This window comes from Dyadobacter sediminis (genome assembly GCF_005860765.1).
GTDB lineage: Bacteria > Bacteroidota > Bacteroidia > Cytophagales > Spirosomataceae > Dyadobacter > Dyadobacter sediminis.
This window is the reverse complement of record NZ_VCEI01000011.1, coordinates 1,155,729-1,171,094: the sequence shown is the minus strand read 5'-3', so window position 1 is coordinate 1,171,094 and position 15,366 is coordinate 1,155,729. Positions and strand designations below refer to the sequence as shown.

The 15,366-nt window shown below is 43.5% G+C and carries 17 protein-coding genes; 12 read left to right on the top strand and 5 right to left on the bottom strand.

What is annotated here, in order from left to right:
* Window positions 1-24: 24 nt before the first annotated feature.
* Window positions 25-891 (bottom strand): alpha/beta hydrolase, encoded by an 867-nt coding sequence (locus FEM55_RS05540; RefSeq protein WP_138280281.1) that lies wholly within the window; start codon window positions 889-891, stop codon window positions 25-27.
* 804 nt (window positions 892-1,695) lie between these two features.
* Here FEM55_RS05540 and FEM55_RS05535 point away from each other — a divergent pair.
* The 8 genes from FEM55_RS05535 (at window position 1,696) to FEM55_RS05500 (ending at window position 6,985) form a co-directional block, all read left to right on the top strand.
* Window positions 1,696-2,853 (top strand): baeRF3 domain-containing protein, encoded by a 1,158-nt coding sequence (locus FEM55_RS05535; RefSeq protein ID WP_138280280.1) that lies wholly within the window; start codon window positions 1,696-1,698, stop codon window positions 2,851-2,853.
* Window positions 2,854-2,912: 59 nt separating this feature from the next.
* Complete coding sequence (locus FEM55_RS05530; protein ID WP_138280279.1) at window positions 2,913-3,227, top strand: HPF/RaiA family ribosome-associated protein; 315 nt, start codon at window positions 2,913-2,915, stop codon at window positions 3,225-3,227.
* Between the two features lie 202 nt (window positions 3,228-3,429).
* Window positions 3,430-4,083: a Na+/H+ antiporter NhaA gene (locus FEM55_RS05525; protein WP_229209101.1), complete on the top strand. Its 654-nt coding sequence runs from the start codon at window positions 3,430-3,432 to the stop codon at window positions 4,081-4,083.
* Between the two features lie 144 nt (window positions 4,084-4,227).
* Window positions 4,228-4,560, top strand: coding sequence for an ArsR/SmtB family transcription factor (locus tag FEM55_RS05520; protein WP_138280278.1), 333 nt, complete (start codon window positions 4,228-4,230; stop codon window positions 4,558-4,560).
* A 55-nt stretch (window positions 4,561-4,615) separates the two neighbouring features.
* Window positions 4,616-5,206: a DUF6428 family protein gene (locus FEM55_RS05515; protein WP_229209100.1), complete on the top strand. Its 591-nt coding sequence runs from the start codon at window positions 4,616-4,618 to the stop codon at window positions 5,204-5,206.
* 78 nt (window positions 5,207-5,284) lie between these two features.
* Complete coding sequence (locus FEM55_RS05510; protein ID WP_138280277.1) at window positions 5,285-5,698, top strand: arsenate reductase ArsC; 414 nt, start codon at window positions 5,285-5,287, stop codon at window positions 5,696-5,698.
* Window positions 5,699-5,706: 8 nt separating this feature from the next.
* Window positions 5,707-6,801 (top strand): ACR3 family arsenite efflux transporter, encoded by a 1,095-nt coding sequence (arsB, locus tag FEM55_RS05505; protein WP_138280276.1) that lies wholly within the window; start codon window positions 5,707-5,709, stop codon window positions 6,799-6,801.
* Window positions 6,788-6,985 (top strand): hypothetical protein, encoded by a 198-nt coding sequence (locus FEM55_RS05500; protein ID WP_188584474.1) that lies wholly within the window; start codon window positions 6,788-6,790, stop codon window positions 6,983-6,985. The genes arsB and FEM55_RS05500 overlap by 14 nt, the downstream gene beginning before the upstream one ends.
* 82 nt (window positions 6,986-7,067) lie before the next feature.
* On the opposite strand, the gene nhaA is transcribed toward FEM55_RS05500, so the two are convergent.
* Window positions 7,068-8,318, bottom strand: a complete 1,251-nt coding sequence (gene nhaA / locus FEM55_RS05495; RefSeq protein WP_229209099.1) for a Na+/H+ antiporter NhaA — start codon at window positions 8,316-8,318, stop codon at window positions 7,068-7,070.
* A gap of 160 nt (window positions 8,319-8,478) precedes the next feature.
* Here nhaA and FEM55_RS25465 point away from each other — a divergent pair, with 160 nt between their 5' ends.
* The 4 genes from FEM55_RS25465 to FEM55_RS05475 all read left to right on the top strand — a co-directional run bounded on the left by FEM55_RS25465 (window position 8,479) and on the right by FEM55_RS05475 (window position 11,444).
* The gene (locus FEM55_RS25465; RefSeq protein WP_138280275.1) at window positions 8,479-8,733 is read left to right on the top strand and encodes an alanine:cation symporter family protein; all 255 of its coding nucleotides are present in this window, start codon (window positions 8,479-8,481) and stop codon (window positions 8,731-8,733) included.
* Window positions 8,730-8,891, top strand: coding sequence for a hypothetical protein (locus tag FEM55_RS25460; protein ID WP_308420189.1), 162 nt, complete (start codon window positions 8,730-8,732; stop codon window positions 8,889-8,891). The genes FEM55_RS25465 and FEM55_RS25460 overlap by 4 nt, the downstream gene beginning before the upstream one ends.
* 124 nt (window positions 8,892-9,015) lie before the next feature.
* Window positions 9,016-10,755 carry a TrkH family potassium uptake protein gene (locus FEM55_RS05480; RefSeq protein WP_171036475.1) on the top strand — a complete coding sequence of 580 codons (1,740 nt, stop codon included), beginning with the start codon at window positions 9,016-9,018 and terminating at the stop codon, window positions 10,753-10,755.
* An 11-nt stretch (window positions 10,756-10,766) separates the two neighbouring features.
* Window positions 10,767-11,444 (top strand): potassium channel family protein, encoded by a 678-nt coding sequence (locus FEM55_RS05475; protein WP_138280273.1) that lies wholly within the window; start codon window positions 10,767-10,769, stop codon window positions 11,442-11,444.
* 546 nt (window positions 11,445-11,990) lie between these two features.
* Here the strand turns inward: FEM55_RS05475 and FEM55_RS05470 are convergent.
* The 3 genes from FEM55_RS05470 to FEM55_RS05460 form a co-directional block, all read right to left on the bottom strand.
* Window positions 11,991-14,012: a BCCT family transporter gene (locus tag FEM55_RS05470; RefSeq protein WP_138280272.1), complete on the bottom strand. Its 2,022-nt coding sequence runs from the start codon at window positions 14,010-14,012 to the stop codon at window positions 11,991-11,993.
* A 395-nt stretch (window positions 14,013-14,407) separates the two neighbouring features.
* Window positions 14,408-14,752, bottom strand: coding sequence for a four-helix bundle copper-binding protein (locus FEM55_RS25505; RefSeq protein ID WP_138280271.1), 345 nt, complete (start codon window positions 14,750-14,752; stop codon window positions 14,408-14,410).
* A 23-nt stretch (window positions 14,753-14,775) separates the two neighbouring features.
* Complete coding sequence (locus tag FEM55_RS05460; RefSeq protein ID WP_138280270.1) at window positions 14,776-15,132, bottom strand: DUF305 domain-containing protein; 357 nt, start codon at window positions 15,130-15,132, stop codon at window positions 14,776-14,778.
* Between the last annotated feature and the right edge of the window lie 234 nt (window positions 15,133-15,366).

Sequence of the window (15,366 nt, the reverse complement as noted above, 5' to 3'; positions counted from 1 at the left end):
CTGATTTTATTTCTCAAACCTAAATTACTCAACAGTCGTGTTATTGACTTTCAGCACTTTACTGAAAAATAATAACTGGCTTGGCAATGCGGATTGCCAAAAATCCCAGGTATGGCCGCCGGGGCGTTCAGTATAGTCGTGCGCTGTATGATTGTATACCAGCCGTCGATGTAATTCCCGGTTGGGTTCCAGTAAAAAATCATCTACCCCGATATCCATTACCAGCGGCATTCCGTTTCTGCGAATCTGATCAGCCATGTTGACAATAGAATAGGGCAGGTAACTATCCGGCGTCATAGGACCCAAGATTTTCTCGAGAAACTTGGAGAGACCATTAAACCGTTCGGGGGTGAGGTTCCAGGTTGTCATATTGGGATCCAAGGCCCCGCTCATAGTGCCTGCGGCAACAAAGAGATCGGGATGTCTGGTTGAAAGATAAAGTGAGCCATAACCGCCCATGGACAAACCTGTAATCAGGCGGCCCTTTTTATCCTTTACCGTGCGGTACTTGCTATCTATAAACGGGATTACTTCCTTGATAAAATAAGTTTCAAATTTGCTGTTCGGATCCACCGGACTGTCGATATAATAACTGAAAATTTCGCCCTCAGGCATCACAATGATTGTATTATATTGATCAGCAAGGTTGCGGACCAGCATCTTGTCCGGCGTTTTAAGCAGCCAGTCATCGAAGTGGCCGAATCCTCCATGAAGTAAGTATAATACCGGGAAATCCTTTTTGCTTTTAGCATAGCTATCCGGGAAAACAATGGCTGCTTTGAAGGTTTTGTTCATCACGGCACTGGGCACCTGGATGGTGTCAACTCTTGATGCATAAGCGCATAGGTTGCTCAGCATCAGAAAAGCCAGTAAGAAATACAGTTTTTTCATATGGGTATGTTTAATTGTAAAGACCATTGGAATCAGCAACATGAGACTGGCTTCTTTATTTCTTTTGCTGTTAATTAAAACTTTTATTTAAAAGCGGAACTGCCAAGTCGAGCCCATTATGGCCGATTATATAGTTAAAGCAATTCGGCATGATTATCTCATCTATCATCAAACTTCTACATTGCCATGAATCAAAAATAAAAATGGATACGCGGGATTTGTGCATTGTTAAATTTCATCCATGCTGCCTTGCCATACCTTTAGACACGGTTCTTTTTAATCCAGTTAGATAAAGTTGCTTACTGTTACCTGGTAACGGTGAGTAATGTACTTCTGACTTGAACCATTAAGGAGCAAGATGGAATCCTTCAATAGGTAGCTGCTTTGAATGTCTTCGAACAGCACTCAGAAAGTTTCTTCGGAAAAAGTATATGACTGTCTGTAAGTAGCTGATGATATAAGATATTCTTTAAAACTAGTGGAAATTGGATCAGAAAAAGGTTATGAATTTCTAAAAACGACAAGTGCCTGCAATACAAGCAGCGGTATGCCGTAAACGTTTTCATACTTATCAGAGATAATCCCTGCCTTTATTTAAAGTTTGCTCTAAGTAGATATTCGTAATTGGATACAAATCCAGGCCTGTACAAATCTGAATTAAGTAAAATCAATCCTCTATCATAAAGAATGCTAAATTCAAGATAATGAACACTCTAATGTTTTTCTAATATCAAAACATTAATGTTGGCATGGTTATTCCAAGTAGTCGGTTTTCAAAAAGTATTATATTAAATAATAAAAATTATGAAATTTCCGACCAAAGAGATCATTCAAGAACTGTCGTCAGCAGCGGCAACAGGACCTTGCATATCAGTATACTTGCCGACACACCGGACTCACCCCGACAATGGACAAGATCCGATCCGGTTTCAGAACCTGTTAAACAAGTTAGAAACTTCTTTGTCGCAGAAATATTCAGTAAACGAGGTAAAATCTTATTTGCAGCCTTTTGACAAGATCAAAGAAGACAGGAATATCTGGAACTACAATCTGGATGGACTGGCCATTTTTAGCTATGGCGACATTTTTGAAATGGTAAGCCTGCCTGTTCCTGTTGCCGAGCTGGCCATTGTTGCTGACAGCTTTCACACCAAGCCTATTCGCAAGTATTTGCAAACAGAAGACAGGTTCCAGATTCTTGGTCTGAGCCTGCATGAAATGCGTATGTTTGAGGGTAACAGGCATTCTATTTCTGAGATAGAACTGGGTGATGACATCCCTAAAACCATTAAAGAGGCTTTGGGAGACGAACTTACTGAGAAACATACGACCGTCGCTTCATACGGAGGAGTTGGCGGAGGAAGCGGGAATATGCACCATGGGCATGGTTCCAAAAAGGATGAAACAGATATCGATGCCGAGCGGTTTTTCAGGGTTGTCGCAGAAACGGTACATGAGAAATTTTCAAAGGTATCAGGACTCCCACTTATTTTGGCAGCGCTTCCGGAACACCATAATCTTTTCAAAAAGGTAAATAAAAATCCGCTTTTGCTGGATCATGGAATTGCGCTGAATCCAGACGCGTTGCCAGCTGACAGGTTAACAGCAATGGCCTGGGAAGTGATGGAGCCAGAGTATAACCAAAGGTTAAAAGGCTGGTCTGAAAAGGCAGGTCAGGCCATTGCTGACCAAAAAGGCAGTGACCTGATCGGCGATATTGTAGCGGCGGCAACTGAAGGCAGAGTGGAAACCCTGTTACTGGAATCCGACAGGATCATCCCTGGAAAAATAATAGATGAATCCACCGGTCGCATAGAAACCGGCGAGCTTTCCGACCCTGAAACGGATGATCTTTTGGACGACATAGGGGAAATTGTTGAGAAGTTGGGAGGGAAAGTGGTCGTAGTTCCGGCTGATAAAATGCCTGTAACCTCCGGTTCGGCCGCTATTTTCAGATACTGATCAGATTATTTTATTACTGGGCTTGTCAGAAAAGCCAATTAACCATAACATTCGTAATCATGCAAATTCAGTTAAATACCGATAAGAATATAACTACCAATGAGAAAACAAGCGCCTCGCTCGTTGATTTCTTGACAAATGACCTGAGCAGGTTCAGTAAGCACATTACCCGACTTGAAGTACATCTCTCTGACGAGAATGGTCCCAAAGAAGGACAGAACGACGTACGTTGCCGGATCGAAGCAAGGCTGGAAGGCCGGCAGCCGATGGCAGTCTCCAATGATGCAGATTCCAGCTATCTGGCGGTTAAAGGAGCCAGCGACAAGCTTAAAAATGCACTTGAAACCATCGTCGGACGGGCAAGAAATTACTAAAATAAGGAAGTATATTGCCCGGGTGTGTAATAATGCATACCCGGGCATTTTGGCGAAATTTGAACCTTACCTTGTAGTATCCTCCTATCTATGGCAAACACCATCAACCTTGAAACCTTCAAAAGATTCTTCAGGTCCAGCTCAGCAAGTGGAATCTTTTTAATCATTTGTGTGATTTGTAGGCTTAGCGATCAAGCGGGAATTGATAGAAAGCGAACTTTCATCCTTTAAAAAGGCATCACTCCCCGTCCTGGCAGCACTCGATGGAGCCTTCCCGCCAGCATTGATTTACCTTGCCTTTAATATGGGCACTGAAACTGCTGATGGCTGGGCAATTCCCATGACAACAGACATTGCCTTTGCCTTAGTGATTATTCCTACTACCAAAGACGCAACCGAATCATTCCTGGAAAAACTAGAACCTTATCATCTTAATCCCTTCAGTTTTGCAATAATGCCCATTTTTGCACTAGCCAATACGAACATTACTTTTGAACCACAAATGCTGTCAGGACTCACTTCAGCTCTGGGTTCAGGGATTATAGCAGGACGCGTTACCGGCAAAACAGTAGGTGTTAGCCTTTTCTCCTGCATTGCTGTTAAGCTTAGTGTGGCAACGATGCCCAAACATGCTACATGGAGGCACATTCTTGGCGTAGGAATGTTAGGGGGTATTGGTTTTACCATGCTGATATTTATTGCTCTTTTGTCTTCCGCCGGACAGGGGCCGATTCTCTCCGAGGCAAAGTTTTCCATACTCACTGCCTCTGTTATCTCTGGCCTAGTGGGTTATTTCTGGTTGAGAAAGGTAAAAAGCCAATTGGACAAACCAGAAAGTGAACGCTCTACATTATAGACTTAATTAATCTGCTCATTTTAAAGTCTTTGATAGATATTTCGGAGAAGTTTCACCATATTTTTAGGAGTAATCTGGGTAGAAGATTACCAAAAATATCAATCGCAATATTGCAATTAGATTTTTGTATTTTATATTTGGAACATGGGAGTAACAAAAACCGAAATATTTACTGAGCAGCAAAATCGTATCGCTGATTTGGCCAAGGCATTTTCGCATCCAGCCAGGGTAGCGATTCTGCAATTGATAGTTGAGAGAAAGGCCTGTATATGTGGTGATCTGGTAGAAGAGCTCGAACTTGCGCAGGCAACTGTTTCCCAGCATTTAAAAGAATTGAAGCGGATCGGGATAATCCAGGGGGAAATTAATCCTCCACGGGTATGTTATTGTATCAACCCGGTTGTTTGGCAGGAAGCACAAGAAAGCTTTGGAACATTGCTGAATACATTTGTACTTACCACAGCCTGCTGTAATTAGCAAGGTATTTTTTTGAAAGAATTAATCGCAATAATACATTTAACCAATAGAAATCATGAGCCAAGATATTCCTACCGCCCGCGACCCGATGACCTGGAGTGATTTTAAAAGAACTTTGGAGCAAAATCCTGATCGGGAACTAAAATTTCAATATGAGGAAAACCAATTTGTAGATGCTTCTTACCACATCACTGAAATCAAACAGGCTCCGATTGTTTCGGTGGACTGCGGTGGCGTGATGAATAGCTGGACCGAAATCATTGTGCAACTCTGGGAGCCATCAGTTGCTGAAAAAGATAGGGCGATGAAAGTTAGTAAAGCACTCGAAATTGTGAAACTGGTTGAAAAATCACTGCTACTCAATCCGCTTGGTGTTGTCAAAATTGAGTTTGGTAATTCAAAATTCGATACGCGCCAGATGTATCCTGGTGAGCTCGTTTCACTGGGAGACAATTTCACTGTAAAGCTGGAAGCTGATTTTACACAATGCAAAGCCTTAACCAGAGTAGGAAGCTGCGGGACAACACCCTTAAGGGAAGCATGCTGCACACCGGCCACCAATACCATAGCTACAAAGCAAACGCTAGTACTGGAAAAAATAGGCGCCGAAAACCAAAGCTGCCAACCTGGTGGCGGATGCTGCTAGTAGCTGTTGGCATAAGCTTTCTGCCTGGCTTTCCTTAAGGAATGCCGGATAAGCCAGGTTCAATTTAAATACTGCAATATGAAAAAAATTTTAGTGCTTTGCACCGGTAATAGCTGCCGGAGCCAGATGGCCGAAGGTTATCTCAGAAAATTTGCTGGTGAAAAAGCAGATGTATATAGTGCAGGAGTTGAGACGCATGGTGTCAACTCCACAGCAATCGCCATCATGGCCGAAGATGGCATTGACATATCAAATCATACCTCTAATAACATTGAAGAATACACCGGAATCGACTTTGATTTTGTGATCACTGTCTGTGATAATGCCAAAGAGCGCTGCCCGTATTTTCCGACCAATGCAAAGAGATTCCATCACAACTTTCCTGATCCTGGCAAAGTTACTGGTAGCGGGCAGCAGGTAAAAGAAGAATTTTGCACGGTCAGGGATATGATAAAAACCTATTGTGAGAACTTCATCAAAGAAAATATATAAAATAGATTATGTCAGCAAATAACTGCGCCCCAGCGTCAAATCGTAAGAAACTTGGCTTTCTGGACCGCTATTTGACTTTATGGATCTTTATTGCCATGGCCATCGGTGTTGGATTAGGCAACTTTGTGCCTTCAATACCTGCATACATCAGCACTTTTTCAAGCGGAACAACCAACATTCCCCTTGCAATCGGACTGATCCTGATGATGTACCCGCCGCTTGCCAAAGTGAAATACAACAAAATGGGAGAAGTATTCCGAAACACCAAAGTGATGGGCGTTTCACTGATCCTAAACTGGATTATCGGGCCTGTACTGATGTTCATGCTAGCTATTTTTTTCCTTCCAAACCATCCTGAATATAGGATTGGCTTGATCCTGATCGGACTGGCGCGTTGTATTGCGATGGTGCTGGTCTGGAATGAGCTGGCCGAAGGAAGCCGGGAATATGCAGCAGGTCTGGTGGCGCTCAACAGTGTATTCCAGGTTTTACTTTACAGTTTTTACGCCTACTTTTTTATTACCGTTTTGCCTCCTTTGGTGGGGCTCAAAGGATTGGCTGTAAACATAACCATTGCTGAAATCGCGGTCAGCGTAGGTATCTATCTGGGTATCCCTTTTGCAACTGGTGTGCTGAGCCGCATTGGGCTGACGGCACTCAAAGGCGAGCAGTGGTATGAGCAGAAGTTTATCCCCTTTATTTCCCCCATTACGTTGGTTGCACTTTTGTTAACAATCATTTTAATGTTTTCCCTAAAAGGAGAGCTGATCGTGCAGCTGCCGGGCGATGTGCTTTTGATCGCAATTCCACTGGTTATCTACTTTGTGATCATGTTTCTGGTCAGCTTTTTTGCGGCTAAGTCCCAGGGGGCGGACTATTCACAGAACGCATCGATTTCCTTCACAGCTGCGGGAAATAACTTTGAGCTTGCAATCGCGGTGGCCATTGGCGTTTTTGGAATTAATTCCGGACAGGCTTTTGTGGGCGTAATCGGGCCGCTGGTGGAAGTGCCTGCCTTGATTGCATTGGTAAATGTGGCTTTCTGGCTACGCGATAAATACTACAAACCGGAAAATATCCAGGTACCCCATGGAAGTGTATGATCTGATTGTGACCGGCGGTCAGAACGGGTTGGCATGTGGTTATTTCCTTCGCCGTGCGGGTCTGAAATACATTATTCCGGATGACCAGCAGCAGGATGGGGGAGCCTGGCAATATGCCTGGAATTCACTTACATTGTTTTCCCCAGCCGAGTACAGTTCGCTGCCGGGGTGGATGATGCCATAATCAGATAGCGGGTTTCCACCGGAACAACAGGTGCTGGATTACGCATGACCGGATTCGGTAAAGGTGAATCAAAATTTTGGTATCAAATTGCATTTCCAGGTTTATTCTTTTTATAAACCAGCTCTGTTTTCTTCTTCCGCTTTTCGATTCGGTATAGCCAAAAATAGCCAATGATTCCTGAGATTACCGATGCTGTCAGTATAGAAAATTTAGCTTCAGAAAGGATCAGTTGATTTCCGGAAAAAGATAGCAAAGCAATGAATATGGACATGGTAAAGCCAATGCCGCCAAGCATGCCAACGCCTATAATGTGCATCCAGGTAGCATGTTTTGGCATTTTGCCTATTCCTAGCCTAACAGCAATCCAGGAAAAAAGGGCGATGCCTAAAGGTTTGCCGATTACAAGTCCAGCTATAATCCCCAGCCCAAGTACCGTAGTCAATCCTTGCAGCATTCCGGGTTCAAATTGAATGTTGGTATTGGCCAGTGCAAAAAGGGGCATGATGATGAAGTTGACCGGGGTAACCAGCATATGTTCGAGCTTTTCCAGGGGTGACTCGGTTGCATCAGGCGTAGTAGGGATGGCAAATGCAGTCAGCACGCCTGCAATAGTGGCATGCACGCCCGAATGATGGATAAAATACCAGATAAAAAGCCCGGGAATCAAATAAGCAGCCAAATTTTTAACTTTCAGCTTGTTAAGTAGCAACAGGAAGGTAAATATACCGAATGCGTATAAAATATAGGTGAAGTGGATGTCAGTCGAATAAAAGATGGCAATGACCAGGATAGCCATTAAATCATCAACGATAGCCAGTGCCGAAAGAAAGATTTTCAGAGAAGACGGCACACGTTTTCCAAGCATGGATATAATGGCAATTGCAAATGCAATATCAGTCGCCATGGGAATGCCCCATCCACCTGCTGTTTCAGTGCCTGCATTGAATGCGAAGTAAATCAATGCAGGTGCCATAACGCCTCCCACAGCAGCCAGGATGGGCAGCGATGCTTTTTTAATGGAGGAAAGTTCACCTTCTATCATTTCCCGTTTGATCTCAAGGCCTACCAAAAGGAAAAAGATCGCCATCAGACCGTCATTGATCCATAATAAAACAGGATAGCGGAGATGGATCCCCGCAATGTCCCCACCAAGCTGACGGGCAAGAAGTGCTTCAAAGCCAGGCCCTGCGCCCGAGTTTGCAATGATCATGGAAACAATCACGCAGATAATCAGGATAGTGCCGCCGGTTGAGCTGGACTGAAAGAAATTTTTGAATGAATGAAGGTTGATTAGTTTTGCCATAGCGGTAAAACTAACTACTAAGGCTTGCAATTACACCACAAAAGGGTTTAATCTACTCAAATTATTGGCCTGGGAATGGCCGGACCCGGCATCCAAATTTTCGAGAAGTGCTTACAGGTTAGCAAATTTTGATTTTATTTAGAAATTAAACAGCAGAGTTTTTAAAGCCTTCTCTCGCTAAACCCGTTTTATGAAGCAAATTATTAATGCAGTAAACCGTATCGCATGGAGCATAAAGCGGATTGGCAAAGTCGCTGAACTGGTGGTGCCTTTCATGGCAGGTGCATACATTCTGATGGCACTTGTTATCATTGCAATCAACATCACAGAGGTGCCCGCCGTATTCAGTCTGATCATCCGTTCGGCCTTCAATATGGAGCCAGCATTTGCAGGCATTTTTGGTATGGCCGTTTCCTGGGGTGTTAAGCGGGGAATTTACTCATGATTTTGTTTACAGGAAAATACAATGTAGTCAATTCAGGCGGCGCGTTCCTTGTAGCGCATGTGCAAGGGATGGCAATCGGGGACATTGGTGTGGGTCCGATGGCCTGGCTTAACATTATAGCGATTCTACCGCTAGGAAAGCCAGCCTTGATGCTTTAAAAGATGACCAGCGGCAGAAAAAACAAGGTATATATCCTGTATACAGGGCATCCGTACGAGAGTTAAAAATGCAGATGAATGGAATTGAGATAGAATGGATGAAAAAATAAGAAACTTACGAAAATTGCTTGATCACCTTCTGATCGCAATGAGCTTTGTTTGCTCCTTGGTGGTTGTTTTTCATCTCGGTTATAATACGGATCCGGAGATTGAGCGGCTTACCAACCGGATACTGGAATGGTGTTTTCTTTTTTTCGCACTGGCCATGGCAGCCAAGACTTTTACGGCGTTCAAAAGCAAATCATCGGTTATATCCCGGGCGGGCGAGGCGTTGCTTCTGTTTTACTTTCTGGCCGTTATCATTGCTGACAGTTACCATTTTTCAGCCGTGGACGGCACTGAGCTCGTCAAACCGGAATGGATGTACCTGGGGATTTTTGCCATTTTGATCATTGAAGTTTCCAAGCAAACCCTGTTTTTTGATAAGTTTTATTTTAATCCGACACTGCTTTTTGTACTGAGTTTTCTGGCGCTAATCCTGATTGGTACGGCGCTTTTGCTGCTGCCCAAAACAACTTACCAGCAGCAGCTTACTTTTGTAGATGCGCTTTTTCTGGCTACAAGTGCCGTTTGTATAACGGGTTTGTCGGTGGTGGATATAGCCACAGAATTTACCGGTTTCGGGCAGACCATCATACTGGTACTTGTGCAGATTGGCGGGCTTGGGATTATGACATTCACAGGCTTTTTCGGTTATTTTTTCTCCGGTGGTTTTTCGTATAAAAACCAGTTGATGTTTACCGAACTGATCGGTGAGAACAAGGTGAGTTCCGTAATATCCACTCTATACAAAATTATCCTGGTTACCTTCTTCTTTGAGATACTGGGAGGCGTTTTCATATACCTGAGCCTGGACCCCGACCAATTTGAAAGTCGTGCCGAACAGCTTTATTTTACCATTTTTCATGCCATAACGGCCTTTTGCAATGCCGGTTTCTCTACGCTGCCCGATGGCCTAAGCAACACGGCAGTCCGGTTCAATTACGGGCTTCATCTTTCCATTATTGGATTATATGTAATGGGTGGCCTGGGCTTCGGGATCATTTTCAATTCGTATGAATTCATAAAGCGCTGGGCTTTTAACTTCTATTATAAGCTCAGGTACCGGCGTCATTTTATCTACCGGGCACGCGTGATCGCTTTCAACTCTAAAATCATTGCCTACACGAGCTTTTTTCTTGTGCTTTTCAGCTTTGTACTGGTATTTGTCCTGGAATATAATCATACGTTGCGGGCACATGAGAGCATTTACGGCAAAATAGTTACCGCATTGTTTATTGGCACCAGTCCCCGTTCCGCAGGTTTTAATACAGTCATGATGGGCGGACTAGCCTTCCCAACTGTGATGCTGATATTTTTGCTGATGTGGATCGGGGCTGCACCGGGCTCCACAGGTGGCGGCATCAAAGTGACGACATTTGCGCTTGCCATTCTGAATATCTTTACGGTAACCCGCGGCAAAGACCGGATTGAAGTCTTTGGAAGAAAAGTATCTGATAACTCTGTTTCAAGGGCATTCAGCATCATTTCACTGTCGCTGATTTTTTTAGGTGCAGCTATATTCATGCTTTCGGTGACTGATCCGGATCAAAATCTTTTGTCGCTGGCCTTTGAAACATTTTCTGCTTACAGTACCACAGGTCTTAGCCTGGGTGTAACTCCGCAACTGAGCAGTGCAGGACGACTGGTGATCATTTTAACTATGTTTGTCGGCCGGGTCGGCTCACTGACGTTGCTTGTAGCCTTTGTCAGAAAGGCAAAACCTACGAATTATCAGCTTCCGGCAGAGCAAATGAATTTTTAAACAGAAAGGAAATGAAGTATATCATATTCGGATTGGGAAGCTTTGGCAAATCCCTTGCCATTCGCCTGACAGAGCTGGGGCATGAAACCATCGGGGTGGACAACAACATGCAAAAGGTCGAGCAGCTTAAAGATCGCATTACGCATACAGTTTGCATGGACTGTACTGATAAAAACGCAGTGAGCTCACTGCCGCTTAAAGATGCGGATTCAGCCATTGTTGCCATAGGCGAAGATGAAGGTGCCTCCCTGCTGACAACGGCGCTGCTTAAACAACTGGGTGTAAAAAAGATTATTGGAAGGGTCGTTTCTGATCTGCAGAAAACAGTTTTGGAAGCGATGCAAATCGAAGAATACATTCTGCCCGAAGAAGAATCTGCCGAAAGGCTGGCCATGCGACTGGACAACTCGGGTATTGTGGATTCATTCAAGATTTCTGAAAAATACAGCATTATTGAAACCAGGGTTCCGCAGCGGTACGTAGGCATGAGCCTTGCCGAAGCGGATTTAACCAACCGCTATAATGTGATCGTACTCACCGTGCTGACCTTATCAAAACAGTCCGAAAACGGTCTGGCCAAAATCTTTAAACGGGCTTCAGGCATTGCCACACCCACCACAATCATGCATGAAGACGAAGTATTGGTGCTGTTCGGGTCATTAAATGACATAGAAAAACTGATGCATTAGTTTAACCGCGCTAAGGCGCTAGCTGATTGATTTAATGTTTCCATAAACCATGCTATGATCATTGAAAAGCTACTGAGAAGATTTGACATTTCTTCTGAACGCGAGGAGTATACAAAGATTCACGATACGGGAAAAAGCACATCAAACTTATTTATGGGGGCAGGCTCATAGCCGGTCCTGAAAAGAAGCGGTTGGAGGAACCGGAAAGGAATTTATGGATTAGCCGCGAAAACCCTTACTATTCAGCAGGGGTTCTCTATCAACGATGTCCCTGCCGAGCTCTCGCAAAGTAACCGCTGCCAGGCTGAGATCAATCAGCTCAAAACTGAACTGAGCCGTAATATCCAAAAGCAGGACAGCATTGGCCAAGATGTTTACCAATGTTTTGTATAAGGAAATCAAGCCCCTTTTCCCTGAAGTCAGGTACTGCTCGGCAGAGCAGCAAGCCTTTCATGCGGATGCCGGCAAGACTAGCAGCTATACAGTTTTCTCGCAAAGTCAGATTACTTCAAAGGCTTGCTCTTTCATTTTAACAAAAATCATTTATTAAGCTCCATGCTTATTGATATTGGCATTGCTGGTTATGAACATTTCATTTGCTTCTTCTGATATGATGGCAAAAAACCGTTCATAATGTTTCAAGACATCACTGATCAGCTCATTTTTTGTAAAGTACTGCACATCGTACCCTTCCCGGGTGTCACCGAAATAGGATTTTGGATAGTATGTGATTTTCTCATTGATGTCCGGCAGGTTTTTGTCTTCCATCAGGAATTCGGATACAAGCTTTTCCTGACACCTGACCCCGTATTTGAAGTTGTTAATGATGTTATGTTCAATTTCAATTTCCAAGCTGACCGGATCTGTGCCGGAGCTGATTTTAACATGGATGCTGTTTAAAGCGAATTCTTTCTGAAGGTCTGAAAATGCTTCCTTGACAGTAACATTGATATAGTCCTCGACAGAACGACGTGTTTTTTTAGAAACCATTTGGCTTAAGCGCGTCTTCCAGAACTCGCCAGACCATGGAACGGTCGAAACAGAAAAGCTGCGTTGATAATACTCATAATCAATAGCAAGTGCCTTCATTAGCGATATTACGAAAAGCAGCATAATCAACGAGAAGGGCAGCGCTGTAATCAGCGTCATCGTTTGCAAGGCTTTCAATCCGCCAGCATTTAAAAGCATCAGTGCCAGTACGGCAAGTAAAACTCCCCAGAAAATTTTCTGCCAGACTGGGGATCTGCTCGAATTTTTTGTTGCAATGCTGTCCAGAACGAGAATCCCGGAATCTGCCGAAGTCATAAAAAAGATAATCACGATACAAATAACCAGCGTGCTGGATATTGTTGAAAGTGGCAGATATTGCAGAAAGGCAAACATCAGGGCATCAGGATTGTTCACCAGTCTGCTTAAAGCTCCCTCAGCTACATTAAAATCAGTCCAGATTGCGCTGTTTCCAAAAATGGACATCCAGATAAAATTAAAAAGAGTAGGTACAATTAGAACTGCGGCAACAAATGACTTAATGGTGCGCCCTTTTGAAATTCTGGCAATAAACAATCCTACAAAGGGTGCCCAGGAAATCCACCAGGCCCAGTATAAAATACTCCAGTTGTAAAACCAGGGAAGTGTTGCCTGATCGTAAACATGCGTATTGAAGGTAATATTGAAGAAGTTATTGATATAGTTGCCAAGCCCTTCCGTGAAGCTGCCGATCAGATATACTGTCGGGCCGAAGGCGAGCACAAACAACAGTAGCAAAACTGCTGCGCCAATGTTGATGTTGCTTAGAATTTTTATACCCTTGTCTAAGCCCGAGGTTGCTGAAAAGATTGCAAGCATGACAAGGACAATTACAATTCCGATCTGGTACACAAAGCTCGTACCGGGCAATATGCCCAGAGTTTTCAGGCCCGTGTTAATTTGGATTACACCAAATCCCAGCGTCGTTGTTATGCCAAAGAAAGTACTGCACAATGCAAAAACGTCAATAGCTGTTCCCCAGTTGCTATTTATTTTATCTTTCAGCAGAGGATACAGACAACTCCGTAAGGATAATGGCAGCCGGTATCTGAAAGTAAAATAAGCAAGAGACAGTCCTACCAGGCCATACACAGACCAGGCATGTATTCCCCAATGGAAAAAAGTGTAAAGCTGCGCGTTTTTAGCTTTGTTGACATACAGATTTGCATCAAAGGCGTCTGTGGCATAATGGGACATTGGTTCGGCAACCCCAAAATACATCAGACCTATTCCCATTCCGGCGGCAAACAGCATTGAGATCCATGAAAAAAAGGAATACTCGGGAATGCTGTCGTTTGCTCCTAATTTAATGTCTCCGTATTTACTGAACATCAGGTAAATCAGAAAGATGACAAAAATGGTTACGGACCATACATAAACCCAGTTCAGGTTTACGAAAATGAACTCTTTAACCCGATTGAGGACGGTTTCTGTAGGATTTGGAAACAACACTGATAAAAGGCAGATACCTATAATAAATGACAGGCCAGGTACGATCACTGCCCGGTCGAAGGTTGTTTTGGTATTGGCAAGTTTAATCATGTCTTGGAGCGAGTTGTAGTGTTTATGATAACTTGTGTCAGGTTGCTACCTTAAAACACAGACACCCGGATGGTGAGAATTAAGCGGTTAATATAAGAAAAACTTCTCCAGTCAGATGCAGCACAAAGTACAGTGAGTCAACCGGCTTTCCTAATCTGGAATTTCAACTAAGAATGATTTACCAGAATCTGACTATACAATCGTAGCTTAAAAAGCGGATTGAAGTTTAGTGATTACCAGTTTGTTAGTAGCGGCGAACCAACTCCTGACTGGTAAAGGACACAATTCACAAGTTAGCAAAATGATAATGATCCCTTTTCCAAGTGCTACTGGATCATATTATAAAAAAGGTAACCGTTTTGATTACCCTTCTCGCATTCTACCGCTAGCTCAGATCAAACAGGCGTTGCCATTTCTTCACATACGCTGGCGCAGTTACGGCAAGCTTCTGCACATTGGCGGCAATGGTCCATACCCATTTCAGCATGTTTTTCACATTCGTTAGCACATGCATTACACGCGTCTGCACAAATACGGCAAAGGTGTGCACTGAAACTGCTGCCAAGGCTCATGACTTCGGCGGCACTCCGGCAGATAGCTGCGCACTCTAAATCAAGCTGGATGCACTTTGCCATATGTCCTACGTGCTCTTCTTTCAAACATTCCGTTGCGCAGTAACTGCAGGCAATGGCGCATGCCACGCATGCATCGATACATTCTTTAAATTGTTGATTTGCCATAAGTTTTAAGGTTAGATTGGTGGTTAATTATTTCTGTTCGCCAGTAGCCAGGTCTGGAAATCGGCCATTTCTTTGTTCTGCCCTTCAATGATCATAGAAGCTGATTCTCTCAGGCCAGCATCCTTACCCGTTAATAAATGCATCTGTGCCATATCAATAACACCCATGTGGTGCATGCTCATCATACTTGCATAATCCATGTCGGGATCCTGTGTTACTTTCATGGTATGCATCTCATCCATCATATTGTGCATGAGTGCCATCATTTGATTTCCGTCATGTGCTTGAATGAAAATTGGATTGTTGTCCTCATGATCCGAACATGCAGTTGAAAAGGCTGTCGTTGCAGCGAATCCTAAAATTTTGCAGGTTGGTTTCATAAAGGTGTTGTTGAAGTAACAGATTAATGTCTTTGTTTTTGATCTATTATGATTTTAAAACAACTATGCCGTCAATGCACCTTAGCTTAATCAACAGACTTTCCTTATTACACTCTTAGCAGCTTGGCATAGAAAGCAACTACGATTATGAATGTATTTATCAGGAATGCACATACTTCAGGACTTAACGGGAATGGTATCAAACACCAGCAGCCAATGGAATAGCTATTCCCA

What these genes read in the sequence shown, in the direction of transcription:
- FEM55_RS25465 (WP_138280275.1), top strand. Translation starts at nt 8,479, where the DNA reads ATGAAGCAAATTATTAATGCAGTAAACCGTATCGCATGGAGCATAAAG.
- FEM55_RS05540 (WP_138280281.1), bottom strand. Translation starts at nt 891, where the DNA reads ATGAAAAAACTGTATTTCTTACTGGCTTTTCTGATGCTGAGCAACCTA.
- FEM55_RS05510 (WP_138280277.1), top strand. Translation starts at nt 5,285, where the DNA reads ATGAAAAAAATTTTAGTGCTTTGCACCGGTAATAGCTGCCGGAGCCAG.
- FEM55_RS05520 (WP_138280278.1), top strand. Translation starts at nt 4,228, where the DNA reads ATGGGAGTAACAAAAACCGAAATATTTACTGAGCAGCAAAATCGTATC.
- FEM55_RS05530 (WP_138280279.1), top strand. Translation starts at nt 2,913, where the DNA reads ATGCAAATTCAGTTAAATACCGATAAGAATATAACTACCAATGAGAAA.
- FEM55_RS05470 (WP_138280272.1), bottom strand. Translation starts at nt 14,012, where the DNA reads ATGATTAAACTTGCCAATACCAAAACAACCTTCGACCGGGCAGTGATC.
- FEM55_RS25460 (WP_308420189.1), top strand. Translation starts at nt 8,730, where the DNA reads ATGATTTTGTTTACAGGAAAATACAATGTAGTCAATTCAGGCGGCGCG.
- FEM55_RS05535 (WP_138280280.1), top strand. Translation starts at nt 1,696, where the DNA reads ATGAAATTTCCGACCAAAGAGATCATTCAAGAACTGTCGTCAGCAGCG.
- FEM55_RS05460 (WP_138280270.1), bottom strand. Translation starts at nt 15,132, where the DNA reads ATGAAACCAACCTGCAAAATTTTAGGATTCGCTGCAACGACAGCCTTT.
- FEM55_RS05475 (WP_138280273.1), top strand. Translation starts at nt 10,767, where the DNA reads ATGAAGTATATCATATTCGGATTGGGAAGCTTTGGCAAATCCCTTGCC.
- arsB (WP_138280276.1), top strand. Translation starts at nt 5,707, where the DNA reads ATGTCAGCAAATAACTGCGCCCCAGCGTCAAATCGTAAGAAACTTGGC.
- FEM55_RS05515 (WP_229209100.1), top strand. Translation starts at nt 4,616, where the DNA reads ATGAGCCAAGATATTCCTACCGCCCGCGACCCGATGACCTGGAGTGAT.
- FEM55_RS05500 (WP_188584474.1), top strand. Translation starts at nt 6,788, where the DNA reads ATGGAAGTGTATGATCTGATTGTGACCGGCGGTCAGAACGGGTTGGCA.
- FEM55_RS25505 (WP_138280271.1), bottom strand. Translation starts at nt 14,752, where the DNA reads ATGGCAAATCAACAATTTAAAGAATGTATCGATGCATGCGTGGCATGC.